The organism is Streptomyces sp. NBC_01537, assembly GCF_045040445.1.
Classification (GTDB): domain Bacteria; phylum Actinomycetota; class Actinomycetes; order Streptomycetales; family Streptomycetaceae; genus Actinacidiphila.
Map to the genome: position 1 here is coordinate 1,106,574 of NZ_CP109392.1, position 25,761 is coordinate 1,132,334.

General features: G+C 71.9%; 20 protein-coding genes. 11 read left to right on the plus strand and 9 right to left on the minus strand.

Annotated elements, in window-relative coordinates:
* The first annotated feature begins 19 nt into the window (after window positions 1-19).
* Both OG607_RS05210 and OG607_RS05215 read left to right on the plus strand, forming a co-directional pair.
* On the plus strand, window positions 20-2,767 hold the full coding sequence (locus tag OG607_RS05210) for an alpha/beta fold hydrolase (RefSeq protein ID WP_405719387.1): 2,748 nt from the start codon (window positions 20-22) through the stop codon (window positions 2,765-2,767).
* The gene (locus tag OG607_RS05215) at window positions 2,764-3,657 is read left to right on the plus strand and encodes an ABC transporter permease (protein WP_405719389.1); all 894 of its coding nucleotides are present in this window, start codon (window positions 2,764-2,766) and stop codon (window positions 3,655-3,657) included. Before OG607_RS05210 ends, OG607_RS05215 begins: the two co-directional genes overlap by 4 nt.
* A 16-nt stretch (window positions 3,658-3,673) precedes the next feature.
* On the opposite strand, the gene OG607_RS05220 is transcribed toward OG607_RS05215, so the two are convergent.
* Window positions 3,674-4,006, minus strand: coding sequence for an MmcQ/YjbR family DNA-binding protein (locus OG607_RS05220; protein WP_405719392.1), 333 nt, complete (start codon window positions 4,004-4,006; stop codon window positions 3,674-3,676).
* Window positions 4,007-4,071: 65 nt separating this feature from the next.
* Between OG607_RS05220 and OG607_RS05225 the strand changes: the two genes are divergently transcribed.
* The 9 genes from OG607_RS05225 to OG607_RS05265 all read left to right on the plus strand — a co-directional run bounded on the left by OG607_RS05225 (window position 4,072) and on the right by OG607_RS05265 (window position 15,742).
* Complete coding sequence (locus tag OG607_RS05225) at window positions 4,072-4,635, plus strand: AAA family ATPase (protein ID WP_405719394.1); 564 nt, start codon at window positions 4,072-4,074, stop codon at window positions 4,633-4,635.
* Window positions 4,636-4,712: 77 nt separating this feature from the next.
* The gene (locus tag OG607_RS05230; RefSeq protein WP_405719396.1) at window positions 4,713-5,978 is read left to right on the plus strand and encodes an ROK family protein; all 1,266 of its coding nucleotides are present in this window, start codon (window positions 4,713-4,715) and stop codon (window positions 5,976-5,978) included.
* A gap of 15 nt (window positions 5,979-5,993) precedes the next feature.
* Complete coding sequence (locus tag OG607_RS05235) at window positions 5,994-7,868, plus strand: glycoside hydrolase (RefSeq protein ID WP_405719399.1); 1,875 nt, start codon at window positions 5,994-5,996, stop codon at window positions 7,866-7,868.
* Between the two features lie 175 nt (window positions 7,869-8,043).
* Window positions 8,044-9,300, plus strand: coding sequence for an ABC transporter substrate-binding protein (locus OG607_RS05240; protein ID WP_405719402.1), 1,257 nt, complete (start codon window positions 8,044-8,046; stop codon window positions 9,298-9,300).
* A gap of 12 nt (window positions 9,301-9,312) precedes the next feature.
* Window positions 9,313-10,272, plus strand: a complete 960-nt coding sequence (locus OG607_RS05245; protein ID WP_405719405.1) for a carbohydrate ABC transporter permease — start codon at window positions 9,313-9,315, stop codon at window positions 10,270-10,272.
* Window positions 10,272-11,120: a carbohydrate ABC transporter permease gene (locus tag OG607_RS05250; RefSeq protein ID WP_405719408.1), complete on the plus strand. Its 849-nt coding sequence runs from the start codon at window positions 10,272-10,274 to the stop codon at window positions 11,118-11,120. Before OG607_RS05245 ends, OG607_RS05250 begins: the two co-directional genes overlap by 1 nt.
* Window positions 11,121-11,167: 47 nt before the next feature.
* Window positions 11,168-14,113 (plus strand): glycoside hydrolase family 2 TIM barrel-domain containing protein, encoded by a 2,946-nt coding sequence (locus tag OG607_RS05255; RefSeq protein WP_405719411.1) that lies wholly within the window; start codon window positions 11,168-11,170, stop codon window positions 14,111-14,113.
* The gene (locus OG607_RS05260; RefSeq protein ID WP_405719414.1) at window positions 14,110-15,276 is read left to right on the plus strand and encodes an MFS transporter; all 1,167 of its coding nucleotides are present in this window, start codon (window positions 14,110-14,112) and stop codon (window positions 15,274-15,276) included. Before OG607_RS05255 ends, OG607_RS05260 begins: the two co-directional genes overlap by 4 nt.
* Window positions 15,277-15,298: 22 nt before the next feature.
* Window positions 15,299-15,742, plus strand: a complete 444-nt coding sequence (locus OG607_RS05265) for a potassium channel family protein (protein ID WP_405719417.1) — start codon at window positions 15,299-15,301, stop codon at window positions 15,740-15,742.
* Window positions 15,743-15,746: 4 nt separating this feature from the next.
* On the opposite strand, the gene OG607_RS05270 is transcribed toward OG607_RS05265, so the two are convergent.
* The 8 genes from OG607_RS05270 to OG607_RS05305 all read right to left on the minus strand — a co-directional run bounded on the left by OG607_RS05270 (window position 15,747) and on the right by OG607_RS05305 (window position 25,469).
* Window positions 15,747-17,690: an APC family permease gene (locus OG607_RS05270; RefSeq protein WP_405736567.1), complete on the minus strand. Its 1,944-nt coding sequence runs from the start codon at window positions 17,688-17,690 to the stop codon at window positions 15,747-15,749.
* A gap of 86 nt (window positions 17,691-17,776) precedes the next feature.
* Complete coding sequence (locus tag OG607_RS05275; protein WP_405719420.1) at window positions 17,777-18,976, minus strand: MBL fold metallo-hydrolase; 1,200 nt, start codon at window positions 18,974-18,976, stop codon at window positions 17,777-17,779.
* A gap of 118 nt (window positions 18,977-19,094) precedes the next feature.
* Window positions 19,095-19,943 (minus strand): GNAT family N-acetyltransferase, encoded by an 849-nt coding sequence (locus OG607_RS05280; protein ID WP_405719423.1) that lies wholly within the window; start codon window positions 19,941-19,943, stop codon window positions 19,095-19,097.
* Between the two features lie 42 nt (window positions 19,944-19,985).
* Entirely contained in the window at window positions 19,986-20,435 is a 450-nt protein-coding gene (locus OG607_RS05285; protein WP_405719426.1) for a PPOX class F420-dependent oxidoreductase, read from the minus strand.
* 7 nt (window positions 20,436-20,442) lie between these two features.
* Window positions 20,443-22,215, minus strand: a complete 1,773-nt coding sequence (locus OG607_RS05290; protein ID WP_405736570.1) for a DUF2264 domain-containing protein — start codon at window positions 22,213-22,215, stop codon at window positions 20,443-20,445.
* Between the two features lie 11 nt (window positions 22,216-22,226).
* On the minus strand, window positions 22,227-23,279 hold the full coding sequence (locus OG607_RS05295; protein ID WP_405719428.1) for a rhamnogalacturonan acetylesterase: 1,053 nt from the start codon (window positions 23,277-23,279) through the stop codon (window positions 22,227-22,229).
* A 64-nt stretch (window positions 23,280-23,343) separates the two neighbouring features.
* Window positions 23,344-23,985: a GNAT family N-acetyltransferase gene (locus OG607_RS05300; RefSeq protein ID WP_405719429.1), complete on the minus strand. Its 642-nt coding sequence runs from the start codon at window positions 23,983-23,985 to the stop codon at window positions 23,344-23,346.
* Window positions 23,986-24,041: 56 nt separating this feature from the next.
* Window positions 24,042-25,469 carry an NAD(P)/FAD-dependent oxidoreductase gene (locus tag OG607_RS05305; RefSeq protein ID WP_405719432.1) on the minus strand — a complete coding sequence of 476 codons (1,428 nt, stop codon included), beginning with the start codon at window positions 25,467-25,469 and terminating at the stop codon, window positions 24,042-24,044.
* Window positions 25,470-25,761: the final 292 nt, after the last annotated feature.

A 25,761-nucleotide genomic window follows, 5' to 3' on the forward strand; every position in this document is an offset into this window, starting at 1 on the left:
CGTACCTGAGGATCACCGCATGCGATTGGCCCTGCCCAGGCTGCCCCGGCTCTGGCCCCGGCACAAGAACCGGCGGCGGCTGGTGGCGGGGGGCGCCGCGCTCGCCGCCCTGGCGGCGGGCGGTGCCGTGACGCTGGCCGCCGCCGACAGCCCGGCGCCGGTGCGCCGTTCGGACCGGGTGTTCTCGATGCCCGAGACCACCGGCAGCGCGAAGCGCGTGCGCATCGACACCTCGTACTTCACCGCCGGCGGCTCGGGGCGGCGGCCCGCCGTGCTGCTCGCGCACGGCTTCGGCGGCAGCAAGGACGACATGCGCGGCGAGGCCGAGCAGCTCGCGCGTGACGGATACGCGGTGCTGACCTGGTCGGCGCGCGGCTTCGGGGACTCGACGGGGCAGATCGGGCTCAACGCGCCGGACCGCGAGGTCGCCGATGTGCGGCGGCTGATCGACTGGCTCGGCAAGCGCGACGACGTGCTCCTGGACGGGCCCGACGACCCCCGGGTGGGCATGGCTGGCGCGTCGTACGGGGGCGCGATCTCACTGCTCACCGCCGGGTACGACAAGCGGGTGGACGCCATAGCGCCGCAGATCACCTGGTGGGATCTGGCTGACTCGCTCTTCCCGCAGAGCGCGGCCGGGCAGACGGCCGAGTCCGGGGTGTTCAAGAAGCTGTGGGCCGGGATCTTCTTCACCACGGGCAGCACGAGCAGCACGAGCACGGGCTCCGCCGCCCCGGCCGCGTCCGACGCCGCCACCTGCCGCTTCACCGCCGAGCTGTGCGCGATGTACGACAAGGCCGCCGTCTCCGGGCGCGCGGACGCCACCACCGTGAAGCTGCTGGAGCGCTCCAGCCCGTCATCGGTCGCCGCCCGCATCAAGGTGCCGACGCTGGTTGTGCAGGGGCAGAACGACTCGCTCTTCCCGCTCGGCCAGGGGGACGCCATCGCGCGTGCCGTGGCCGCCAACGGCGCGCCGGTGTCGGTGGACTGGACCTCCGGCGGGCATGACGGCGGGGACCAGGAGTCCTCGCGCGTCGAGTCCCGCACGGTCGCGTGGTTCGACCGCTACCTGAAGAAGGACACCGGCACCGACACCGGCCCGGCCTTCCGGGTCACCCGCACCGGCGGGGTCGACACCACGGACGGGCAGACGGTGCAGCGCGGCGCGAGCGCGGCCGCGTACCCGGGGCTGAGCGGCACGGGACGCCGTACGGTCGCGCTGACCGGCGATGCGCAGACCGTGTCGAATCCGGCGGGCGGTGCGCCGCCCGCCATCTCGTCCGTGCCCGGGATCGGGGCGCTGTCACAGCTGAGCAGCCTCGGGCAGGGCCTGTCCCTCGACTTCCCCGGGCAGCGGGCCGTCTTCGACTCCGCGCCGCTGGAATCCGCGCTGCGCATGACGGGTTCGGCCCGCACGCGCATCACGGTGAAGACCGACGCGCCCGAGGGCGCCGTGCTCTTCGCCAAGGTGTACGACGTCGGACAGGGCGGCAGTGCGTCGCTCCCCCATCAGCTCGTCGCCCCGCTGCGCGTCACCTCCTCCGGCACGGTCAGCGTGACGCTGCCCGCCGTGGACCACGAGTTCGCCGCCGGTCACCGGCTGCGGCTCGTCCTGGCGACGACCGACCTCGCCTACTCCTCCCCGGCCGCCCCGGCCACGTACACCGTCTCCCTCCCGCAGGGCGGGGCCGCGCTGACCGTGCCGACGGACAGCGCGCTGGCCACCGCGCAGGCGGGCCTGCCGGCCTGGACCTGGGGGCTGCCGCTGGGCGCGGCCGCCCTGGCCGCCGCGCTGCTGCTCGCCGGCCGCAGGCGCCCGCGGTCCGCGGAACAGGCGCCCGGCGATGTGCCGTTGGAGATCTCCGGGCTCTCCAAGCGCTATCACGGCTCCGCCGACCGCTATGCGGTGCGGGACCTGTCCTTCCGCGTCGAGCGCGGCCAGGTGCTGGGCCTGCTGGGGCCCAACGGCGCGGGCAAGACGACCACGATGCGCATGCTGATGGGCCTCATCCGGCCCGACGCCGGCACCGTGCGGATCTTCGGGCAGGAGATCACGCCGGGCGCGCCGGTCCTGTCGCGCGTCGGCGCCTTCGTGGAGGGCGCCGGTTTCCTGCCGCACCTCACCGGGCGCGCCAACCTCGACCTGTACTGGCGGGCCACCGGCCGTCCGGCCGAGGACGCCCATGTGGACGAGGCGCTGGAGATCGCCGCTCTCGGCGAGGCCCTGGACCGGGCGGTGCGTACGTACTCCCAGGGCATGCGCCAGCGGCTCGCCATCGCACAGGCCATGCTCGGGCTGCCCGATCTGCTGATCCTCGACGAGCCGACCAACGGTCTGGACCCGCCGCAGATCCGCGAGATGCGGGCGGTCGTCACCCGCTACGCGGCGACCGGGCGGACGGTGATCGTGTCCAGTCACATGCTGTCCGAGGTCGAGCAGAGCTGCACGCATCTGGTGGTCATGGACAAGGGGCAGCTGATCGCCGCCGGACCGGTGGACGAGATCAGCGGCAGCGGCGACGTCCTGTTCGTCGGAACCGCCGGCATGCCCGCCGCCGCCCTGGAGGAGGCCGCCCGCAAGCTGGCCGGGCTGCCCGGTGTCGCCGCGGCCGACACGGCCGAGACCGGTCTGCTGGTCCGCCTGGAGGGCTTGAGCGTGCACGAACTGCTGGCCGAACTGCTGCGCCTGGAAGTGCCGGTGGAGCGGGTAGGCCCGCACCGCCGCCTTGAGGACGCCTTCCTCACCCTGATCGGAGGCCCGGCATGAGCACCGCCGGTACGGACACCGCCAGTACGGACCTGGCCAGTACGAACAGCGCCGCGGAGGGCTACCGGCCGCGCCGCACCCTCCCGCTGCGCGTCGAGGCGGTACGCCAGCTGCTGCGCCGCCGCACGCTGATCGCCTTCTCCGTCGTGGCGGGGCTGCCGGTCGTGGTGTGGGCGGCCTTCGCCATCGGCGGCACCCCCGGCGGCCGGAACAACACTGTGTCGTTCATGGACGTGGCCACCGCCTCCGGGCTCAACTTCTCCCTCGCCGTGCTGTTCGTAGCGTCCGGCTTCCTCCTCACCATTCCGGTGGCGCTGTTCTTCGGCGACACGGTGGCCTCCGAGGCGAGCTGGTCATCGCTGCGCTATCTGCTGGCCGCGCCCGTGCCCCGCGCCCGGCTGCTGGTGAGCAAACTGCTGGTGTCGCTCGCCTTCAGCGCCGCGGCCGTGCTGTCGCTGCCCGCCGTCGCGCTCGCGGTGGGCACGGCCGCGTACGGCTGGAAGGACCTGTCGCTGACCACCGCCGGCTCCCTCCCGCCGGGCACCGCCGTCCAGCGGCTGGCGGTGATCGCCCTCTATGTCTTCGTCAGCCAGCTCGCGGTCGCCGGCTTCGCCTTCTGGCTCTCCACCGTCACCGACGCCCCGCTGGGCGCGGTCGGCGGAGCGGTCGGCATCGTGATCATCTGCAACATCCTGGACGCCATCACGGCCCTGGGATCACTGCGGGACTTCCTGCCGACGCACTGGCAGTACGCCTGGGCGGATGTGCTGCAGCCGGGGCACGTCGAGTGGGCGGGCATGCTCAAGGGCACCTCGGTGTCGGTGTCCTTCGCCATCGTCTTCTTCGCGCTGGCCTTCCGGGGCTTCCAGCGCAAGGACATCGTGTCCTGACCGCTGTTGCTGACCGTTATTCCTGGGCGAGGCGCTTCGGGGCGGCCTGACGCCAGGAGTCGGCGAGGATGTCGCGCAGCTCGTCCTCGTCCTCCAGGGCAGCCAGCCGCACTCGCACCCAGGCGAAGTTGTCATCGTGGCCGGGCCGTACGAAGAACTTCTCCGGCTCGGCCGCGATCAGCTCGGACCGCTCATCCACCGGGCACTTCACGCCCACCGAGCCGTCGTCGTCCGCAAGCGCTGCGAAGATCTTCCCGCGCACGCGGAAGGTCGGCATGCCCCAGGCGAGCTTCTCCTCCGTCTCGGGCAGCGCGAGAGCGAGGCGTCGTACATCTTGTGCGTCGGCCATGTTTTCGACGTTATCCGGCGGCACTGACAACGCCCCCGTTCGGACGGGCGGCTAGGGTCGCAGGCATGTTAGCTGTGTTGGTCAACGGTCTCCCGGGCGCGGGGAAGACAACGTTGGCAAAGGCTCTGGCCCATGAACTGGAACTGCCGCTGTTCAGCAAGGACGCCGTGAAGGAGACGCTGGCGGACACCATGGCCGCGGTGCGCCCGGCGGGGTGTACGGCGCGGGAGTGGAGCCGGCTGCTGGGGGTGGCGGCCGCGGAGAGCCTGTGGACGCTGCTGGCCGACGCGCCGGTGGGAGCGGTGCTGGAGAGCCCGTGGCTGGCGCACATGCGGGCGGTGGTGGCGGCGGGGTTGTCGCGGGCGGGAGCGGAGGAGGTGCACGAGGTGTGGTGCGAGGTGCCGCTGGAGACGGCGCAACGCAGATTCAGCGAGCGCGCGGGGAGCAGGCATCCGGTGCACGCGGAGGCGTCGCCGTTCTACGAGGACCAGTGGCGGTTCTGGAGCGGGGTGGCGGAGCCGCTGGGGCTGGGGGCGGTGCATCACGTGGACACGACACGGACCGTGGACGTGGCGGCGCTCGCCCTGCGTATCGCCTGGGCCTCGGACTCCCGCTCGGGCTCCCCGTAGGGGTCCTCGGGAGACTTTCCATAGTGCTTTTCCTAAGGGGTTGTTCAACCCCTTCTCGAAGCAATAGCCTGTCGGCCATGAAGCGGACGTCGCGGGACATTCGTACAGCCAATCGATACGGCGTACTGCGGCACATCGTCGCCGAGTCCCCCGTATCGCGCCAGGAGCTGGCCGCCGCGACCGGGCTGAGCCTGGCGACCGTGGCCAACCTGGTCGGTGAGCTGCTGGAGCTGGGCCTGCTGATCGAGGTCGGCTACGAGGACTCCGACGGCGGCCGCCCGCGCGGCCTGGTGGCGGTCAACGCCGAGGGCGGGGCACTGATCGGTGTCGATGTCGCCGAGACGTACATCCATGTCGAGCTGTACGACCTCTCGCTGGCCGTGCTCGCCCGCGCCGAGGAGGAGCTGCGACCCGGCGAGCGGGAGCCGTCCCAGGTCCTGGCACACATCGTCTCCGCCGTCTCCTCCGTGGTCGGCGAGGCCGGCATCCCCGCCGACCGTGTGCTGGGCGTCGGGGTGAGCATGCCGGGCATGGTGGACCGTGAGGGCGGGGTCTCGGTCTTCGCGCCGAACTGGGACTGGCACGACGTGCCGTTGCTGAGCCTGCTGGCCGAGCACATCCCGTATCCGCTGTACCTGGACAACCCGCTGCGCGCGTGCACGGTCGCCGAGCTGTGGTTCGGCGCGGCGCGCGGCTGCGACGACGTCGTGGTGGTCAATCTCGGTACGGGCGTCGGCGCGGGCATCGCGCTGGGCGGCGCGCTGCACCGGGGGGTCACCAACAGCGCCGGGGAATGGGGTCACACCACCCTGGTCCTGGACGGTCGGCTGTGCCACTGCGGCAACCACGGCTGCGTCGAGACATACGTCGGCGCGCCCGGCATCATGCAGAACCTGCGCGAACTCGCCCCGGAGAGCCCGCTGCTGCACCCCGACGACCAGACCGCGACGATCGACGCGCTGGCGCGCGGCGTCACGGCCGGCGACCCGGTCGCGGTGAAGGTGGTCCGCGACACCGCGCGCTATCTGGGCGCCGCCGTGGCCGATCTGGTGAACCTCCTCAACCCCGAGGTGATCGTGCTGAGCAGCTGGGTGGCCCGCAGGCTCGGCCAGCCGCTGCTGGACGAGGTCCGCGAGGCGGTCGCGCGGCACGCGCTGCGGCGCCCGCTGGAGAGCACGGAGATCGTGCTGTGCCCGATCGCGTCCAATCCCGTGAGTCTCGGCGCGGCGACCTTCGCCCTCGAAGGTTCGCTCGCGTCGGTGGGACAGAAGTCCCAGAAACCGGTACGCCGCGGCAGCACCGTGGCAGTCACAGCAGCAAGGACCCGCAGCACACCTTCCTGACGACAAAGGTGGCACATGGCAGTCCGGACCCGCACAAGAGCGTTACGCACCCTGATCGCGAGCGCGGCCGCCGCGCTCTCGTTAACCGCCCCCACCGCCCCCGCCCACGCGGCGGACGACCCGGCAGCCGCCCAGGTCTCCCCGCACGCGGCGCAGACCATCGACAACATCGGCGCCTCGGGCGCCTGGTGGGTCAATGACCTGGCCGGCTTCGCACCGAAGCAGAAGGCGAAGGTCGCCGAACTGCTCTTCGGCAGCCACGGCCTGGACCTCAGCTCCTACCGCTACAACATCGGCGGCGGTGGCACCGCCGTGACCACCCCGGCCCGCGCGGCCCAGGACTTCCTCAACGACGACGGCACCTACGACTGGACCAAGGACCCCGGCGGACGCGAGTTCGCCGCGTACGCGGCCCGCTACGGCGTCGAGGACCTGATCGGCTTCGTCAACAGCGCGCCGTCGCAGCTCAAGACCAACGGCCAGTCCTGCGGCGGCAGTCTGATCTCCGGCGACGAGGGCGCGTACGCGACGTACATCGCCGACGTGGCCGGCCACTTCAGGAAGCAGGGCGTGAAGTTCGACTACATCAGCCCCTTCAACGAGCCGACCAACAGCTTCGACTCCTGCGGGCAGGAGGGCATGCTCGTCGATGTGAGCCAGCGCGACGACATCGTGCGCGCGCTCGGCGCCGAGCTCGCCTCGCGCGGCGCTAAGACCGGCATCATCGCCGACGAGTCCAGCTCCACGACCGGCTTCAACACCCAGATCCCGCAGTGGCTGGGCCAGGACGGCACCGCGCAGTACGTCAGCAGGCTCGCGCACCACACGTACAACAACCCCGGCGACGGCTCGCTCGCGCAGATCCTGGAGACCTCGAAGGCCTACGGCAAGCAGCCCTGGGCCACCGAGATCTGCTGCTTCGGCAAGGGCAGCACGGGCTGGAACCAGGAGTACGACCCGACGATCGACAACGCGCTGCTGATGTCGCGGATCGTCTACAAGGACTTCGCGACCGCCCACGACTCCGCCTTCCAGTGGTGGGTCGCCCTCGCCAGCGGCTACGGCAGCGACCCGTACACCCGCAATGACGAGGGCTGGAACGACGGGCTGGTCTACTACGACCCGGACTACGCGGCGAACGGCAACCAGACGCTGTACATGACCAAGCGCTACTACGCCCTCGGCCAGTACAGCAAGTTCGTCCGTCCCGGGGCCGTCCTCCACAACGTCACCGGCGCACCGAGCGGCGTCGAGGTCACGGCATACGACCACAAGGGCACCTGGACCCTGGTCGTGAACAACCACAACGCCGCCGAGACCCCGCTCAGCCTGCGCTTCAACAGCAAGGCCGACATCAGCGCCACCCGCGCCGTGCGCACCTCGGCGACCGAGGACTGGGCCAAGGTGACCCCGGCCTCCGTGAGCGGCTCCACGGTCTCCGCGACGCTCGCGCCGCGCTCCGTCACCACCTACGTCTTCCGGCAGCACAAGCACAGCGCCCCGCCGGCCGCACTGACCGGCGCCCTGGTCAACACCAACTCGGCCAAGTGCCTCACGGCCGACGGCACGATCACGGCATGCGCAGGCACGGCTTCCCAGACCTGGACGTACGACGCCTCCGGACGCCTCACCGACGGCGACGGCGCCTGCCTGGCGACGGCGAGCACGGCCAACGGGGCGCGGGCCACGACGGCGGCATGCGCAAGCGGCACCGGGGCGGACACAGCGGCCCAGCGATGGCAGACCAACGCCAACGGCCAGATCGTCAACGAGGAGACGGGCAAGTGCCTTGACGTGAGCGGCTGGGGCACCGCCGACGGGACACCGGTGATCCTGTGGACCTGCGGCGGCGGCACAAATCAGGCCTGGACCAGGTCAGCGTCAACGTGAGCTGCGGCGCCGCCCGTTCGGGTGCCCGAACGGGCGGCGCGTTCGCGGGATAACAGTTCGATGACACAGCGGCATCCCTTCCCTTGACCTTCGTCTAAGACCTTGACGAAGTACTTTTCTATGAATAGCGTCCCGCTGCACCACACAGCCATGACGACGAGACAAGGAAGTCAACATGTCGGCAATGAGCAGGGATTGGGACCGGCGCGGGGTCCTGCGCGCGGCGGCCGGAATGGCGGCCCTCGGTGGCCTCGCGGCCTGCGGCAGCAACAACGGGCGCAGCTCCGGCGGCGACGGCAAGGCGATCAGCCAGTGGTACCACCAGTACGGCGAGAAGGGCACCCAGCAGGCCGCACTGAAGTACGCGAAGGCCTACACCAAGGCCGACGTCAAGGTGCAGTGGATAGCCGGCGACTACGACTCCAAGCTCGCCTCGGGCCTGCTGTCCTCCAGCGGTCCCGATGTCTTCGAGTACCACCCCAACCTTCAGATGGTGCAGTCGAAGCAGGTCGTGCCGCTCGACGACATCATCGCGGACGTCAAGAGCGACTTCAATCCGAAGGACATCGCCTCGCACACCGTGGACGGCAAGGTCTACGGCATCCGGATGATCGACGACCCGCAGTTCCTCTGGTACCGCAAGTCGCTGCTCGACGCCGCCGGCGTCTCGGCGCCCACCACCCTGGACGAGTTGGTGGAAGCCGCCGCCAAGCTCACCAAGGGCAAGATGAAGGGCCTGTACCTCGGCAACGACATGACCAACGCGATCCGGCCCCTGGTCTGGGCCACCGGCGGCGACCTGCTGGACGCGAACAACAAGCCGGTCTACCACACCGACGAGGTCGTCGCGGGCCTGAAGACGCTGCGCAAGCTCTACACCAGCGGCCACCTGCTCCTCGGCGCGCCGACCGAGGCCTGGGACCCGTCCTCGCTCGTCAACGGCCTGTGCGCGATGCAGTGGTGCGGCATGTGGGCCATGCCGACGATCCTCGCGGCCTTCCCCGACGACATCGGCATCATCCCCTTCCCGAAGGTCGGCGACGGCGGCAAGCCGGCCGTCTACAACGGCGGCTGGTCCACCTTCGTCTCCGCCAAGGCCAAGGACGTTGACGCGGCCAAGGCGTTCGTGAAGTGGCTGTGGATCGACCAGAAGAAGTACCAGGAGGACTGGGCCACCAGCTACGGCTTCCACATCCCGCCGCGCACCAGCCTGGCCGCCACCGCGACCAAGCTGAAGACCGGGCTGGCCGCCGAGGGCGTCAAGCTCTTCAACGACTACGGCCACTTCGACAACCCGGTGTGGACGCCCCCGATGGAAACCGCGCTCGAGGATGTCATCGCCGACTCCGTACGCGGCAACAAGGACCCCGAGGCGTCGCTCGACAAGTGCGACGTGAAGGTCAACCGCGAGCTCAAGCAGCTCTTCGGATAGGCCCGCTACCCCATGGCAACCACCACGCACAGCGTGCCCCGCCGCGCCGCCGCTGAGGCGGCCCCCGCCCAGCACCGGCGCGGCGTCCGGGGACGCTCACTCAACTTCTGGCTGTTCGTAGGCCCGTTCCTCGCCGGCCTGTTCGTGTTCGTCTACGTGCCGATCGGCTGGAGCCTGTGGCTGAGCCTGCACAAGGCCCACGGCACGGTCACGCCCACGAAGTTCGTCGGCCTGGAGAACTACGCCGACATGCTCAAGGACGGCGACTTCGTCCACTCCCTGCTCGTCTTCACGATCTTCGCGTTCTTCGCTGTGCCGGTCACCTGGGCAGCCTCGCTGGGCCTGGCGCTGCTGGTGCACCGGATCCGCTTCATGCGTGCCTTCTTCCGCTCGGTGTTCTTCCTGCCGACGGCGGTCAGCTATGTCGCGGCTTCACTGATCTGGAAGATGTCGATCTTCCAGGGTCTGAGCTTCGGCCTGGTCAACACGGTGATCGGCTGGTTCGGCATCGACCCGATCGCCTGGCTGGCCTCCCCCGACCCGCCCTGGTACTGGCTGGTCATCGTCACCGTACGGCTGTGGCTGCAGTGCGGTTTCTACATGATCCTCTTCCTGGCCGCGCTCCAGAACATCCCCAAGGAGCTGTACGAGGCGGCCTCGATCGACGGCGCCAAGTCCGGCTGGCAGACCTTCCGCTACATCACGCTGCCGCAGCTGCGCGCCACCTCCGTCGCGGTGATCCTGCTGCTGCTGATCGCCGCCTACCAGGCCTTCGACGAGTTCTACAACCTGCTGGACGCGGGCAAGACCTCCTGGGGCCGCACACCGCTGATCTACCTTTACAAGATCGCCCTGGGCGGGAACCAGGACTACGGCCACGGCAGCGCGGGCGCGCTGCTCCTCGCCCTGCTGATCTGCGCCGTGACGCTGCTCCAGGGCAAGCTGCTCGGCTTCGGAAAGGGTGACGAGTGATGGCGAAGGCCTCCCGCACACCGCGTCAACTACTGGGCAACACAGGGCTGTACAGCGCGCTGGCGGTCGCCACCGTGCTGTTCCTGGTGCCGTTCTACCTGATCGCCCGCAACGCCCTGTCCACCGAGCAGGACGTCATGGCCCCGGAGTGGCGCTGGTGGCCCTCCGCCATGCAATGGGGCAACTTCAAGGAGCTCTTCGACGACCCGAGCGTGCCCTTCCTGCACTCGCTCTGGAACTCGTTCGTCATCGCCGTGCTGATGACGCTGGGCACCCTGCTGGTGTGCTCGCTGGCCGGCTACGGCCTGGCCCGGATCCCGTACAAGCACGCCAACAAGGTCTTCTACGTGGTCCTGGCCACGCTGATGGTGCCCTCGGCGGTGACCTTCGTACCGAGCTTCGTGCTGGTGTCCTCGCTCGGCTGGGTGTCCACGATGCGCGGCCTGATCATTCCGGGGCTGTTCAGCGGCTTCACCGCGTTCCTGTTCCGGCAGTACTTCCTGGGCTTCCCCAAGGAGCTGGAGGAGGCGGCGCGGGTGGACGGGCTGAGCTACTGGGGCTCGTACTGGCGGATCGTGGTGCCGAACTCGCTGAACTTCTTCGCGGCGATCTCCGTCATCACCTTCATCAGCGGGTGGAACGCCTTCCTGTGGCCACTGGTGATCGGCCAGGACCAGCAGGCGTGGACGGTCCAGGTCGCCCTGTCGACCTTCATCACGGCGCAGACCATCAACATCCACGAGCTGTTCGCGGCGACCGCCGTGTCGATCCTGCCCCTCGTCCTGGTCTTCCTCTTCCTGCAGCGCTGGCTGGTGCAGGGCGTCGCGCAGACCGGAATCAAGGGCTGACATCCTGCATTCATCCGATTCATGACGACATCACTCCGGGAGCTGTATTGAGCACCGACCTGCCGTACTACCTCGACCCCGCACCCGGCACCGGCGCCCTGCCGCCGCGTGCCTGGTATGCGGGGTCGGACGCGGCCCGGCTGAGTCTGAACGGCTCGTGGCACTTCCGGCTCTCGCCGACCGCGACCGCGCAGGACGAGTCGTTCGCCCGCCCGGAGTTCGACGACTCCCGCTGGGACCGGCTGCCGGTGCCCGCGCACTGGGCGCTGCACGGGCATGGCGCCCCGGCGTACACCAACCACCTCTACCCGTTCCCGGTCGAGCCGCCGTACGTGCCCACCGAGAACCCGACGGGCGACCACCGGATCACCTTCGCGCTGCCGGAGGGGTGGCAGGCCGGCGGTGCCCCCGCGTCGGTGCTGCTGCGCTTCGAGGGCATCGAGTCCTGCGCGAAGATCTGGCTCAACGGCGAGGAGCTGGGGGTCTTCAAGGGCAGCCGGCTGCCCGCCGAGTACCCGGTGGGCGCGCTGCTGCGGCCGGAGGGCAATGTGCTGGCGGTGCGGGTGCACCAGTGGTCGTCGGGCAGCTACCTGGAGGACCAGGACCAGTGGTGGCTGCCGGGCATCTTCCGGGATGTCACGCTCCTCCACCGGCCGGATGGTTCCGTAGCGGACTATTTCGTGCACACCGGTTTCGATCACCGCACAGGTGAGGGCACCCTGCGGGTCGACGCCGAGCCCGGCGGCCGGGTCACCGTCCCCGAGCTGGGAGTCGACATCGCCACGGGCGAGTCGCTGACGCTGCCCGTGGAGCCGTGGACCGCCGAGACGCCGCGGCTGTACGACGCCGAGCTGGCCACCGAGGGCGAGCGGATCCCGCTGCGGATCGGCTTCCGCACGGTCCTGATCGAGGACGGCGTGCTCAAGGTCAACGGCCGGCGGATCCTCTTCCGGGGCGTCAACCGGCACGAGTTCCACCCGGAGCACGGCCGGGCCGTCGACCTGGACACGATGCGCACCGACCTGCTGCTGATGAAGCGGCACAACATCAACGCGGTCCGCACCAGCCACTACCCGCCGCATCCGGCCTTTCTCTCGCTCTGCGACGAGCTGGGGCTGTGGGTCGTCGACGAGTGCGACCTGGAGACCCACGGCTTCGTCGAGTTCGAGGGCTGGAAGGGCAACCCGGCCGACGACGACCGCTGGACACCCGCCCTGCTCGACCGCGCCGCCCGCATGGTCGAGCGGGACAAGAACCACCCCTCCATCGTCATCTGGTCGCTCGGCAACGAGTGCGGCACCGGCCGGGGTCTGTCCGCCATGGCGAACTGGATCCGCGAGCGCGACCCGAGCCGCCCCATCCACTACGAGGGCGACCTGTCCTGCGCCGACACCGACCTGTACTCGCGGATGTACGCCGACCACGCCGAGGTCGAGCTCATCGGCAGGCGTGAGGAGCTGCCCTGGGGCGACCCCGAGCTGGACGCCAAGCGCCGCTCGCTGCCGTTCATCCTGTGCGAGTACGCCCACGCCATGGGCAACGGCCCCGGCGGGCTCGGCGAGTACCAGCGGCTGTTCGAGACCTACCAGCGCCTGCAGGGCGGCTTCGTCTGGGAGTGGATCGACCACGGGATCGCCCGGCGCACCGCCGACGGCACCCCGTACTTCGCGTACGGCGGCGACTTCGGCGAGGAACTGCACGACGGCAACTTCGTGTGCGACGGGCTGGTCTTCCCGGACCGGACCGTCTCGCCCGGACTGATCGAGTACAAGAAGGTCGTCGAACCGGTCCGCATCGAGGGCGAACCCGGCAGCGGCACCGTCCGGATCACCAACAGCCACGACTTCACCGACCTCTCGCATCTCGCCTTCACCTGGGTCTACGAGGTCGACGGCCACGCCGTCGCCCAGGACGCCCTCGCCGTGCCGCCGCTCGCGGCCGGGGAGTCGGCCGAGCTGAAGCTGCCGGTGCCGGATGCGGCCGGGCAGGACGGCGAGGCCTTCTGGCAGGTGCGGGCCGTGCTGCGGGAGGACACGCCATGGGCCGAGGCCGGGCACGAGGTCTCCTGGGGCCAGTGGCCGGCGGCCACCGCCCCGGCCGCCGTCCACGATTCCGGGCCCGCGCTGCTCGCCCCCCGCGCCGGGGAGGGCGGGGTCGTGGTGCTCGGCCCCGGCACCTTCGACGCCGCGACCGGCGAGCTGAAGTACCTGGAAGGCTTCCAGGTCGCCGGCCCCCGGCTCGACGTCTGGCGGGCGCCGACCGACAACGACGAGGCCGCCCTGTCCGTCCCGGAAACCCGTGACGCCCTCGCCTGGCGCACCCTCGGCCTGCACCGCATGCGGCACCGCATCGCCTCGGTGGTCCTCACCGAGGACGCGCTGACCGTCACCACCCGCGTCGCCCCCGCCGCCTCCGACCTCGGCCTGCGCACCGTCTACCGCTGGACCGCGGACGCGGCGGACGGCGGCCGGCTCCACCTCGCCGTCGAGGTCACCCCCGAGGGCGACTGGAAGGTGCCGCTCCCCCGGCTCGGCGTACGGCTCGGGGTGTGCGGCACCCTGGGCAGCGCCGAGTGGTACGGCGGCGGTCCCGGCGAGGCGTACCCGGACACCCGGGCCGCCTCCCGGATCGGACTGCACGCCTCCACGGTGGACGCCCTCCAGACGCCGTACGTCCGCCCCCAGGAGAACGGCGCCCGGGCCGACGTCCGCTGGGTGCGGCTGCGCCGCGCGGACGGCACCGGCATCGCGGTCCGGCAGGGCGAAGGCTCCCCCGCCTTCTGGTTCACCGCCCGCCGCTGGACCACCGAGCAGCTCGACGCCGCGGATCACACCCCCGACCTCACCCCCGGCGAGGTCGTCTGGGTCAACCTCGACCACGGCCAGCACGGCATCGGCAGCCAGTCCTGCGGTCCCGGCTCCCTTCCGCAGTACCGGCTGGCCGCCGCCGAGGCGTCCTTCGGCTTCACCTTCTCCACCCTGGACGGCCGTTGACGGCCACCACGCAGACGCCCGCCACCACGGCCGGCCGGGTCTTCTCCCGGCCGGCCGTGGCCGCGTCCTGCGTCGGCTTCGTCCTCATAGGCGCCCTGCAGGCCCTCTACGGCCCCGCGATCCCGGCCCTGCGCTCCGACTACGGCCTGTCCCCGTCCGCCGCCGGCCTCGGGCTCAGCGCCCACTTCGTCGGCGGCGTCGCGGGGGTCCTGGCCTTCAACGCCATCCACGGCAGGATCAGCAACCGCGCACTGCTCACCGCCTCGTACGCGCTGATGGCCGCCGGCAGCGCCGCCTTCGCCGTCGCCCCGAACTGGCCGACGGCCCTGGCCGCCGCGCTGCTCACCGGGCTCGGCTTCGGAGGCATCGACTACGGCCTCAACCAGCTGTTCGCGGTTGGCTTCGGCGGCCGCAGCACCGCCATGCTCAACATCCTCAACGCCCACTTCGGCATCGGGGCCGTCCTCGGCCCCGCCCTGCTCGCGGTCCTGGGCAGCGACCGCTATCCGTACGCCTTCGCAGGTCTCGCCCTGCTCGCGGCGGGTCTGGCGCTCGCCACGCGGGGCGTCCGCACCAACGCGGTCTCGCATCCCGCCCCCGGGGACACCGGCGGAAAGCGGCTGCTGACGCCCGTCCTGCTCGGCTTCATCCTCCTCTACGTCCTGCACGTGGGCGTCGAGGCGGGCGTCGGCGGCTGGGAGCCCACCCACCTGGAGTCCCTCGGCCGCTCGGCGACGCTGGCGGCTTCCGCGACCTCCGTGTACTGGCTGATGATGACCGTCGGCCGCTTCCTGATCGTGCCGATCGCCCTGCGCTGGCCCGCCCCGCGGATCCTCGTGGTCTGCTGCGCCGGGATGACCGGCTGCCTCGCGCTCGCCACGGTCTCCTCCCTGGCCCCCTACGCCTACGCCGGCGTCGGCCTCTTCATCGCCCCGATCTTCCCCACCGGCCTGCCCTGGCTCACCCGGGCCGTCCCCGGGGCCCGGCGGGCCGGTGCCTGGGTCATCGCCGCGTCGATGATCGGCGGCGTCGCCGCGCCGCCCGCGCTCGGCAAGGGCATCGAGTGGTCCACGGTCACCGCGGTGCCACTGATGCTCCTCGCGCTCTCGGCGGCGAGCCTCGGCACGACGCTCTGGCTGGCCCGGGCTGCCAGATCCGGGTGACGGCCTGTGCCATGATCCGCTCATGCTGCCCGGATTCCTCGGCAAGGCGGTCGCGGTTCTCCTCGGCCGGGAAGGCCGCTCGCTCCATCTCAAGGCGGCGGGCGGCGCGACCGCCGTCCTGGTCGTCACCATGCTCGCCGGCTCCTGGGCCGTGGTCGCCGCCGAGCACGGCGTGCGGGGCGCGAGCATCACGACCTACCCGAAAGCCCTGTGGTGGTCGGCGGAGACCGCGACGACCGTCGGTTACGGCGACTTCTACCCGGTGACGTGGTGGGGCCGGGCCATCGCCACCGTCGTGATGGTCGTCGGCATCACCACGTACGGCATGGTCACCGCCGCCATCGCGACCTGGTTCGTCGGCCGGGAGCACAAGCGGCGCGGCCACGCCGCCCTGCACGAGCGCTTCGACCGCATCGAGCAGCTGCTCGCCCGGCACGAGGACCCCGGTCCGCAGCCCGGGCCTTGATACTTCAGCGGGGCGCCCCGACGACGTAGGGAAGGATCGTCACCGCGACGTTCGGCAGCTCGTCGAGCGCTTTGGTGAGGGACTCGCCGGTCCCCCGGTGCAGCAGCCGGCCAAGCACCGTGGGGTAGGTGCGCCGGGGCAGCAGAAAGGTCACGGCGGTGTCGGCGTCGGCGGTCCTGACGGCGAGTTCGGCCGCGGCCCGCTCCAGGCGGCGGTCCGGGCAGTCGACGAGCTCCAGCCGGACGGAGATGGCCGCGGAGGCCTCCCACCGCTCGCGCAGCCGCCGGGCGCGGGGTTCGTCGACGACGATGTGGACCGCTCGCACCTCGTCGGGCCGCAGCTCGTGGGCGTACCGGAGGGCCTCCAGGGCGGCCAGGTCGAAGGTGTCGACGAGGACGAGGACGATGTGCCGCCGCCAGCGCGGGGCGTCGCGCTCCCCCTCGGCGGGCGGCAGGGCCTGGAGGGCGGCGGCTTCGTGCCGGTATTCGCGGTTGATGCGCATCAGGGCCCAGACGCCGAGGGGGAAGACCACGACGACCAGCCAGGCGCCCTCGGTGAACTTGGTGACGGCGAAGATCAGGACGACGGCTGCCGAGACGACGGCGGCGGAGGCGTTCACGGCGAGCTTCCAGCCGCGGCCGGGCTCGCGGCGCCGCCAGTGGTGGGCCGTCAGCCCGGCGCCGGCCATGGTGAAGGCGGTGAAGACGCCGATCGCGTACAGCGCGACCAGCCGGTCCACATTGGCTTCGGTGACCAGCAGGAGGGCCAGCGCCACGACGGACAGGGCGATGATGCCGTTGGAGAAGGCCAGCCGGTGGCCGCGCCGGGTGAGCGCGCGGGGCAGGAAGCGGTCCTCGGCGACGAAGCTGGCCAGGAAGGGGAAGCCGGTGAAGGGGGTGTTGGCTCCGGTGTAGAGGATCAGGGCGGTCGCGAGCTGGACGAGGATCAGGCCCGCGTCGCCCGCCGTGCCGCTGCCGAAGGCCAGCCTGGCCTCCTGTGCGATGACGGTCGGGGTGCCGTCGGCGTAGGGGATGGCGTGGGTGAGGTGGGCGAGCAGGGAGACGCCGAGGACCAGGAAGCCCAGGACGCAGCTCATCACGATCAGCGTGCGGCGGGCGTTGCGGCCCTGGGGTTCGTGGAAGACGGAGATGCCGTTGGAGATCGCCTCCAGCCCGGTGAGCGAGGAGCCGCCGTTGGCGAAGGCGCGCAGCACGATGAAGACGGAGGCGCCGTACAGCCAGCCCTGGCCCGCGTCCCCCAGCGGGACCGCGCCCGCGGCGTGGATGTCGGCGTGCGGCAGATCACCCGCGGCCCAGCGGCCCAGACCGACGGCCATCATCAGCGCGACGGCCGCCATGAACAGGTAGGCGGGCGCCGCGAACAGCCGGCCGGCCTCGCGCACGCCGCGCAGATTCCCGTACGCCAGGAGGATCACCACGCCTGCGCTGACCGGCAGTTGCATGTGGTCGAGCCCGGTGAACTCGTCGCCGAGCAGGTGCGCGAGCGAGATCAGCGCGTTGGTGCCGGCGGACACCTGGACGGCCACGGTGACGGTGTAGTCGACGAGCAGGGCGACGGCGGCGATCTGGGCAATGTCCGGGCCGAAGTTCTCGCGCGCTACGACATAGCTGCCGCCCGCCCGCGTGTAGATCATCACGACATCGCTGTAGCAGAGCGTCAGCAGCACCAGGACCAGCAGGATCGCCCCGGTCACCGGCATCAGCAGCGTGAAGGCCGCCGCCCCGATCACCGGCACCAGGACCCGGAGCATCTCCTCGCTGCCGTACGCGGACGAGCTGATGCAGTCCGAGGCCAGCACCCCGAGCGCGGTCCGGTTGTCCAGCTTCTGCCCGCTGATGCGTTCCGTCGTCAGGGGCCGGCCGAGCAGGAGGCGCTTGGCGCGGTAGGACAGCGGCTCGGGCAGGGCGGCGGCGGGGTCGTCCGTCATGCGCATGCGCTCATACTGCAACCGCCGGACCGCCCCCGCCCGGCGCGAAACGCGCACGGACGGGGGCGGTCCGGGGCGGCCGGGAGTTACGCCCGGGCGCTGTCCGGCTCTGCGGACTCGGCGGAGTCGGCGGCGGACTCCGGTTCGTCGGTGATGGCGGGCCAGGCCCGGTCGGGGTCGGTGGCGACCGCCCGCCACCAGGGGTCCAGCGGCAGCCCGGTGGCCGGCTCGAAGGGCTCGCCGGGGCGGGGGACGGCGGCCTGGACGCGGTACTGGCGGGCGGCGGCGACGGTGCCCTCGGCGGGGGCCTCCCACGGGTGCGGCGCGAGGTTGAAGGTGCCCCAGTGGATGGGGAGCATGATCCCGGCGGGCCCGTCGCCGCTCTGGAGGTCGACGTGGGTGCGCACGCCCTCTTCGGGCGTCATGTGGATGTCGGGCCAGAACTCGCTGTACGCCCCGATCTGGATCATCGTCGCGTCGAAGGGCCCGTACGTGCCGCCGATCTCGGCGAAGCCCGGGAAGTACCCGGTGTCGCCGCTGTGGTAGATCCGGTGGTCCGGCCCGGCCACCACCCAGGACGCCCACAGGGTGTGCTGCGTGTTGCGGATCGCCCGCCCGCAGAAGTGGCGGGCGGGCGTGGCGGTGAGCGTGAGCCCGGCGACCTGCGTGGACTCGTGCCAGTCGAGCTCGGTCATCCGGTCCTCGGGGATCCCCCACCGCTCCAGGTGGGCGCCGACGCCCAGCGGCACGACGAACCGGGTGCCGGTGCCGGCCAGGGCCTTGATCGAGGGCATGTCGAGGTGGTCGTAATGGTCGTGGGAGATGACGATCGCGTCGACCGTCCCCAGCTCCGCCAGCGGCACCGGCACCGGGTGCAGTCGCTGGGGCCCGACAAAGGAGAAGGGAGAACAGCGCTCGCCCCACACCGGGTCGAACAGCACCCGCCGGCCGTCGATCTCGGCAAGGACACTCGAGTGCCCCATCCAGGTGAGCCGCAGCCCGGACTCCGGTGGGGCCGCCAGCCGGCCCAGGGTGGCCTGCGCCCCGTACAGGGGAATCTCCCCGGCCGGGGCGCGGCGGATCTTCTCCTCCTTGCGGAAGTAGTTCCGCGCGAACTTCAGCATCGAGCCGGAGGGTGCCATCCGTGCGGCGACGGGGTTGGTGAACACCCCGTCGGCGAAGTTCGGCGACCGCCGGATCCGCTCCATCCTGTCCCCGGAGGGGTTGTCGCCGAAGGCGGGGATGAGAGCGGCGAGCGGGGAACGCTTCGGACTGGAGCCGGTCACGGCACCTCCCGGTAGTCGGCGGTCACGATCGCGCCGCGAGCCGTGGGGGCTCCGGCAGAACCAGTATGTACAGCGACAACTCCTACAACGGGCATTCCAGTTCCGCGCCCCTTTGTCGTCACAGGTCGAAGTCGAGGGCGACCCGGTCGACGACCGGCTCATACCCGATCCGCCGGTACAGCGCGTTGCTGGTGGGATTGGCGAGGTCGGTGAACAGCACGACCTCCTCCGCGCCCGCATCGAGGGCGGCCCGGCTGACGGCCGCCGTCGCGGCGCCCGCATAGCCACGGCCGCGCAGGTCAGCGGGGGTGTAGACCGGTGACACGCGGGCGGTGCCGGCCACGGTGCGCGAGATGCCCGCCAGGGAGACGGGCGTGCCGTCCACCTCCCAGAGGCTGAGGCCGCCGTAGCCGATCCGGTCCACGACCTGGCGGTCCGCGTTGACGAACTCCCTGCCGCCCAGGTCCACGGAGAAAGCGTGGAACCAGCGGACCAGCAGCTCGCGGTCGGTGGCGGTACCGGTGCGGACCCGGCCGGCCGGCATCGGATCGGGCTGCCGGAGCGCCCCGAGCCGGTACAGCCGGATGTTCCGGTGCACGGACACCGTGGCGCCGGTACGGTCGCGCCATGCGTCGGCGAAGGCCCACGCCGTGGCGAGGTCGGCGGTCACCCCGGGCGGCGGCTCCGCCGTGTCCCACAGCCCGGCCAGGGAGGCGGCCGCGTCGGCGGAGAGCGGGCTGAGCAGCAGCGGACGCGGCGGCGTCCGCACGAAGGCGCCCCCGACGGCTCCCCCGGCGCCGGTCCACCAGCCGAAGTGCGGCGGCTCGTCCCCGAACGCCGTTGTTCCGCTCTCTCTCAGCGTCGCGGTGACCGTGAGCAGCACGGTGTGCTCGGCGGGCCGCGAGCGCAGGAAACCGCCCGCGGCCGCTTCGAAGGTCTCGACGTCGTCCGTCAGATTCCAGGCCATGGCTCATGCTGGCGCGCGCACGGGAGGCGCCGCATCCGGTTTTCAGCGGGCGGGCTGTCCGTAGGCGTACTCGACGTGCAGCTTGAGGACGAGGCGGCGGTCCTCGACCATGGCTCGGCGGTAGTCGCCCCAGTCGGGGTGCTCGCCCTGCAGGGCGCGGTAGAGGTCGATGAGCTCCTCGACGGTGGCGTCGTCGCGGTCGGCGGCGACGGGGGTCAGTTCGGCGGTGCCCTCGGCGACGGTCCAGGCCCAGCGGTCGGGACTGGTGACGTGGTAGCTGGCGCGGGGGTCGCGGCGCAGGTTGCGGGTCTTGGCCCGGTCGTCGGTGAGGGAGACGCGCAGGAGGCGCTCCTTGGGGTCGTAGTGGTGGATCACATTGGACAGCTGGGGGCGGCCGTCGCGCTTGATGGTGACCAGGATGCCGCCTTTGGTGTCGGCCACCAGCCGGAGCAGGGCGTCCTGGGCCTCGTCGATGCCATGGGTTTCCGTCATGCCATGGTCAACGAGCGCCGGGCGGCGGGGATTCCACGATGACCTCCCCCGGGCTGACGCGGGCCCGCTGGACGGTGCCGTCGGGCCAGGTGACGGTCACCTGGCGGCCGTCCACCGCCACGGTGGCCAGCGCGTCCAGGGCCGGACCGTCGGCGGCGGTGAGCCTGGCGAGGCAGACGAACAGGTCGCCGCCGGCACGGTCCGTGGTCTCCCCGGCCAGCGCCGGGGCCACGGCCCGCCCGGTGAAGGCGGTGCGCACCGGGGGCAGAGCGGGCGCCGCCGCCAGGCCGTGCAGCGGCAGCAGCTCGGAGCGCAGCCCCTCGCCGGCCGCCCAGCCGGTGTGCCGTACGGCCGTGCCGGGGCGGGCTCCGGTGACCAGGTGGATCCGGACCTCGGCCGCGCCGCGCGCGAGGACCACACTCACGACATGGGCGTCCCCCGCCCGGGAGCGTGAGGCGGCCCAGCCGTCCCCGGTGCCGAGGGGTTCCAGCTCGGTGCGGGGGGTGTCGGGCAGCCCGAAGTGGTTGTCGGGGGGCGAGCCGTCCGGGGCCGGGCCGGTGGCCGTGGAGTAGGCGAGCCGGGTGTAGTACGGGTCGTAGCGGGCGTCCTCGCTGCCGTGGTTGTGCAGCCGTACGAGTCCGTCGGCGGCCGTCGACTGGATCAGCCACCCCGGAGCCCGGACCGGCGTCACCGCGTCGGCCCGCTCGGCGGGGGCCGGTTCCTCCACCGCCGTCCACACCTCGTGCCCGGGCGGCAGCAGCAGCCCCAGGAACCCCTTGCTCGCCCAGTACGGGGAGGCCGGGCCCGAGTAGCCCTGCAGGACGCCCTCGTACGGGCCGTGCCAGCCCAGCGACAGCAGCCCGTCGGCCCCGGCCGCCCCCCGGGTCAGGAAGTAGCGCAGCGCACCGGAGGCGATCCGGCGGGTGGTGCCGGGGGTGAGCGGGGTGTGGCCGGTGAGGGCGCCGAGCCACAGGGGGGCGGTGGTGGCCATGCGGTAGGTGAGGGAGCGGCCCTGGTGCATGGGCGCGCCGTCGGCACCGAACAGGCGGGCGTAGTCGGCGAGATGGAGCCGCAGCCGCTCGCCGTAGCGGTCGAGGAGCGCGGGGTCGGCGGACAGCCAGGCCTCCAGCACCGGGTAGAGGTGCATGGCCCAGCCGTTGTAGTAGTCGTACGCGGGCAGATCGCCGTCGGTGTACCAGCCGCCGCCCCGGTACCAGCGTTCGATGCCCTCCAGGCCCTTCTCCACGGCGGCCCGCTCCCCCAGGAAGCCGCCGACGGTGACCGGGAACAGCTCCCAGTTGCACGGCCAGGCCTGGGCGGTGACGGCCTTCGCGAGCCAGGCGGTGGCCCGTTCCCGTACGGCGTCGTCGAGGCGGTCCCACAGCCAGGGCCTGGTGAGCCGCAGGCAGAGCGCGATCGAGGCGGCCTCGACCAGCGGCTGGCCGCGGTCGGCGATCACCGGCCAGTCCTCGGGTCCGTCGCCGCCGGGATTCGCGGTCCCGGCGGCGAGCCCCTGCGCGTACCGCTCCAGCAGATGTGACGGATCGTCACCACCCTCGCCCGCGACCCGGAACGCGGCCAGCAGGAACGTACGGGCGTACCCCTCCAGGCCGTCCGAGCGCACCCCCGACCAGCTGTGCCGCTCCCCCGGCAGGTGGTACAGCGCCCGGCCGGGGGTCGCGTACGGGGCCGTGGCCGCGAGCAGTCCGTCGGCGGCGGCGGTCCAGTGGTCGCGCGTCCAGCCGGTGTACGGGCTGCGCTCGCGGTCCTCGGGCGGCATGGGGAAGGGAATCACGGCTGTCGTACGGACCTTTCGGGGATCAGGCGCTGGCCGGTGAGCTCACCGAGGACCAGTTTGGACACCTCGGTGGCGCCGGTGACGCTGAAGTGGGTGTTGTCGCGCTTCTCGTTGTAGAGATACAGCGCCTTGGACGCCTCCGGGCCGTAGGACTCCACGAGAGTCTTCGTCAGCGCGGTGAGGTCGATCAGCGGCACGCCCTCGTCCTGCGCGAGGATGCGCATCTCGGCGGGCAGGTCCACGCCGAGCCCGTTGACGTGCAGGGCGGTGCCGTTGTTCAGCGTCCCGTCGGAGTTGAACCAGCGGCGCACGACCGGCGTGACCAGGACCGGGCGGCCGCCCTGCTGGCGCACGCCCTCGACGAGCGCGGTGAGATTGGTGCGGTAGTCGGCGGCCGTCGTCTGCTTGTCGTTGTGGCCGAACTGGATGAGCACCAGGTCGCCCCGCCGGATCAGCGGCAGCATCGTCGGGAACAGCGCCTGCGTCGTCAGGAAACTGCCCGAACTCTCGCCGGAGTCCGCGTAGTTGGCCACCGACACCCCGCGCCTGAGGAACTGCGGCAGCTCCTGCCCCCACCCCGTGTACGGCTCGCCCGGCTGGTCGCACACCGTCGAGTCCCCCGCCAGATAGATGTGCGGCGCATGGCGGCTGGGCCTCACCCGCAGCGCCGCCAGCTCCGGCGCGCTGCCTCCGAAGTACAGGTCCAGCCCGGGAGTGCCGGTCGCGCCGGTGGGCTCGCCCTCGGGTGTGCGTACGTTGACGGTGAAGGCCCGGCGTACGTACTCCCCGGCGCCGGTGTGCGTCTCGGCCAGCACCGCGCGGCGGGTCTCGGCCGTCACGGCCGTCGCGCCTTCGGCCTCGCCGCCGAGGACGGCGGTGACGTCGTAGTCGCCGGGCGCCACGTCGAAGTGGCACACGATCGGCGCCGTGCCGGTCGTGCAGTGGCCCAGCCCGGTGTCCGGGGCGCCCCCCGCCCAGGCCGGAGCGGGTGACGCCGCGGCAAGGCAGGCGAGGGCGGCGAGTAATGCCATTCCGGTACGTCTCATGAGCGGCTCCCGTCGGGCGGATGGTCGGCCGACGGGGACCATACCGCCCATGGGCAAGCGCTTTCTAGACCACTGCACCGTCCTTTTGAAACGGTTCACGCCCCAGATACGTCAGCGGGCCCGGGTCCGGGACCGGGATCTCGTGGAATCCCACCCGGTCGTAGAACGCACGGGCGGCGGTGTTCGCCGTCGCCATCACGAGGTGCACCGCCGGGACGCCGCCACGCGCCAGCGCGTCCAGGAGCGTCCACATCAGCTCCCGCCCATGGCCGGCCCGCTGGTACTCCGGCAGCAGATCGATGTGCAGATGCGCCGGATACCCGGCCAGCTCCGGCACGATCATCCGTTCCGGGTGGTGCAGCAGCCCCACCATCCCCTCCGTCGGCGTCCGCGGGTCGTCCACCGGACGCGGATACCGGTGCTCCACCTTCGGCAGCCACTCCTCGCGGAACCGCGCGGCGAACACCGCCGTGTCGGCGGCGCCGACGATGTACCCGACGGCCCGGCCACCGCCGTCGTCCACGACGAAGGCCAGTCCGGGCTCCAGCGTCGCGTACGGGCCCGCGAAGATGTCCGGCAGCAGCTCCAGGTGGTCGGGGTAGAGGTGGCGGGCGTCCCCGCCCTCGTGGCCGGTACGGACGCAGATGTCGTAGACGGCGTCCCGGTCCCCGGGACGGTACGGGCGGATGAGGGCTGGTGAGGTCATGCGGGCATGATGGCAACGCGGGGAGCGCTCCCACAACGTCTTTGCGACCGCGTGGCTCAGCCGCCGTCCGGCCCCGGCCCCACCTCCAGCGGCGGGTCCGCCAGGCCCCGCCGGCGCGGCAGCAGCAGTACCCGGGCCGCGATGGCCGGCGTGAGCAGCCGCGACAGCGGGACCGTGAGCGAGAGGAGGTCACGGTAGGCCGCGCCCACCGTGGGATCCACGGCGACCCGGGCCGTGAGGCGCGAGAAGTAGCGGCTCTTGAGGCGATCGACAAGGCCGAGCGAGGCGGCACCTGCCGCCGCCCGGGGACGGTCGGCGGCGGTGGCCGTCAGCCACGCGGTGTCCGCCGCACGAGCCGCCGCCCCCTGCACCTCTGCGGCGAGCCCCGGGCGAAGGCCGCCGTTCGCGAGGACGTCACGGAGGGCGAGCCCGCTCAGCGCGGCGACGGCCATCCCCTGCCCGTACACGGGATTGAAGGCGCACGCCGCGTCCGCGATGGCCACGAAGCCCTCCGGGACACCGCCCGGGGCGTCGTAGTGGCGCCGGCGGTTGGCGGTGTTCCGGAAACCGTGCACGCCGGACACCGGCTCGGCCGTCTTGATGAGCCCATACAGATACGGGTGCGCCAGCGACGCCGCGAAGTCGAGGAACTCGCCCTCCCCCGTGGGCGGTTCATGTCCACGTTCGCCAGAGAGCGTGACCAGCCACCGGCCGTCCTCCACCGGGACCGCCGCGCCGCCGCGCGGCACGTCCGGCGTGGGCATGATGTAGACCCCCGCGTCCGGCGGCTCCGCCAGGCGGAACATCCGCGTGGCGTAAGCCAGTCCGGCGTCCACCACCTCCTCGCGCGGCGCGGCCCGGCCGAGCCCCGCCAGCCACTCCGGCGCCCGCGACCCCCGGCCCGACGCGTCCACCACGAACGCCGCCGCGAGGTCCCGCTCCCCGGCTCGCCCCCGGTCCTGGATGCGGACACCGGTCACCCGGTCCTCGTCCCCGAGCAGACCGACCACCTCGGCCCCCTCGACGATCTCCAGGCGCGTCCCGGAGCCGGCCGCCTCCGCCAGCACCCGCGCCCGTACGACGTGGTCGAGTAACGGCCGCGTACAAGACACGAGCGCGTGCCTGCCCTCATGGAAGCGGCGCTGCCAGCCGCCCGGCATCCGCGTCAGTATGTCCCGCGGCATCTCCAACCGGTGTGCCCCCGCCGCCGCCAGTTCCGCGCCCACGCCGGGCAGCAGCTCATCCAGCGCCCGCTGACCACCACTCAAGAACACATGCAGATGGCGCCCCTGCGGCACGCCCTTCCTGCCCTCCGGCCCCACCGGAAACCGGTCCCTCTCCACCAGCGTCACCCTGTCCACCTGACCCAACAGGGCCCCCACCGCCAGCGTCCCGGCCAGCCCCCCGCCGACCACCACCGCGTCCCGGTCCATCCGCGCCCCCCTGATCGTTCGGACGACCAGGCTATCGGTGCCGTCGGCCATGGCCGAGGGTTCCGTCCTCAAACGCCGGACGGGCCGCGCGGACGGTGCCGCCTGCACCGGTGCCGTTGCGGTGCCGTCTGCCATGGCCGACGCTTCCGTCCTCAAACGCCGGACAGGCTGGGTTGGCCGTGGGGTCGGGGGCGCCTGCCGGGGTCTCTCTCCTCGGCGCTCGCGACTCCGGCACCTTCAGTTCCTACCCGGGATCCTCGCTCGTCGCCTGCGGGAGAACCCCTCCACCGCCCCCGCCCGGCCGGAAGGCAAGCTTCAGCCCGTCCGGGCCTGAAGGACCCGT

Bases quoted from the DNA above. Each gene is read 5' to 3' on its own strand.
- OG607_RS05210 (WP_405719387.1), top strand. From the start codon at position 20: ATGCGATTGGCCCTGCCCAGGCTGCCCCGGCTCTGGCCCCGGCACAAG.
- OG607_RS05230 (WP_405719396.1), top strand. From the start codon at position 4,713: ATGAAGCGGACGTCGCGGGACATTCGTACAGCCAATCGATACGGCGTA.
- OG607_RS05290 (WP_405736570.1), bottom strand. From the start codon at position 22,215: ATGCCGCCCGAGGACCGCGAGCGCAGCCCGTACACCGGCTGGACGCGC.
- OG607_RS05295 (WP_405719428.1), bottom strand. From the start codon at position 23,279: ATGAGACGTACCGGAATGGCATTACTCGCCGCCCTCGCCTGCCTTGCC.
- OG607_RS05270 (WP_405736567.1), bottom strand. From the start codon at position 17,690: ATGACGGACGACCCCGCCGCCGCCCTGCCCGAGCCGCTGTCCTACCGC.
- OG607_RS05245 (WP_405719405.1), top strand. From the start codon at position 9,313: ATGGCAACCACCACGCACAGCGTGCCCCGCCGCGCCGCCGCTGAGGCG.
- OG607_RS05235 (WP_405719399.1), top strand. From the start codon at position 5,994: ATGGCAGTCCGGACCCGCACAAGAGCGTTACGCACCCTGATCGCGAGC.
- OG607_RS05220 (WP_405719392.1), bottom strand. From the start codon at position 4,006: ATGGCCGACGCACAAGATGTACGACGCCTCGCTCTCGCGCTGCCCGAG.
- OG607_RS05300 (WP_405719429.1), bottom strand. From the start codon at position 23,985: ATGACCTCACCAGCCCTCATCCGCCCGTACCGTCCCGGGGACCGGGAC.
- OG607_RS05265 (WP_405719417.1), top strand. From the start codon at position 15,299: ATGCTGCCCGGATTCCTCGGCAAGGCGGTCGCGGTTCTCCTCGGCCGG.
- OG607_RS05240 (WP_405719402.1), top strand. From the start codon at position 8,044: ATGTCGGCAATGAGCAGGGATTGGGACCGGCGCGGGGTCCTGCGCGCG.
- OG607_RS05305 (WP_405719432.1), bottom strand. From the start codon at position 25,469: ATGGCCGACGGCACCGATAGCCTGGTCGTCCGAACGATCAGGGGGGCG.
- OG607_RS05280 (WP_405719423.1), bottom strand. From the start codon at position 19,943: ATGGCCTGGAATCTGACGGACGACGTCGAGACCTTCGAAGCGGCCGCG.
- OG607_RS05225 (WP_405719394.1), top strand. From the start codon at position 4,072: ATGTTAGCTGTGTTGGTCAACGGTCTCCCGGGCGCGGGGAAGACAACG.
- OG607_RS05285 (WP_405719426.1), bottom strand. From the start codon at position 20,435: ATGACGGAAACCCATGGCATCGACGAGGCCCAGGACGCCCTGCTCCGG.
- OG607_RS05250 (WP_405719408.1), top strand. From the start codon at position 10,272: ATGGCGAAGGCCTCCCGCACACCGCGTCAACTACTGGGCAACACAGGG.
- OG607_RS05215 (WP_405719389.1), top strand. From the start codon at position 2,764: ATGAGCACCGCCGGTACGGACACCGCCAGTACGGACCTGGCCAGTACG.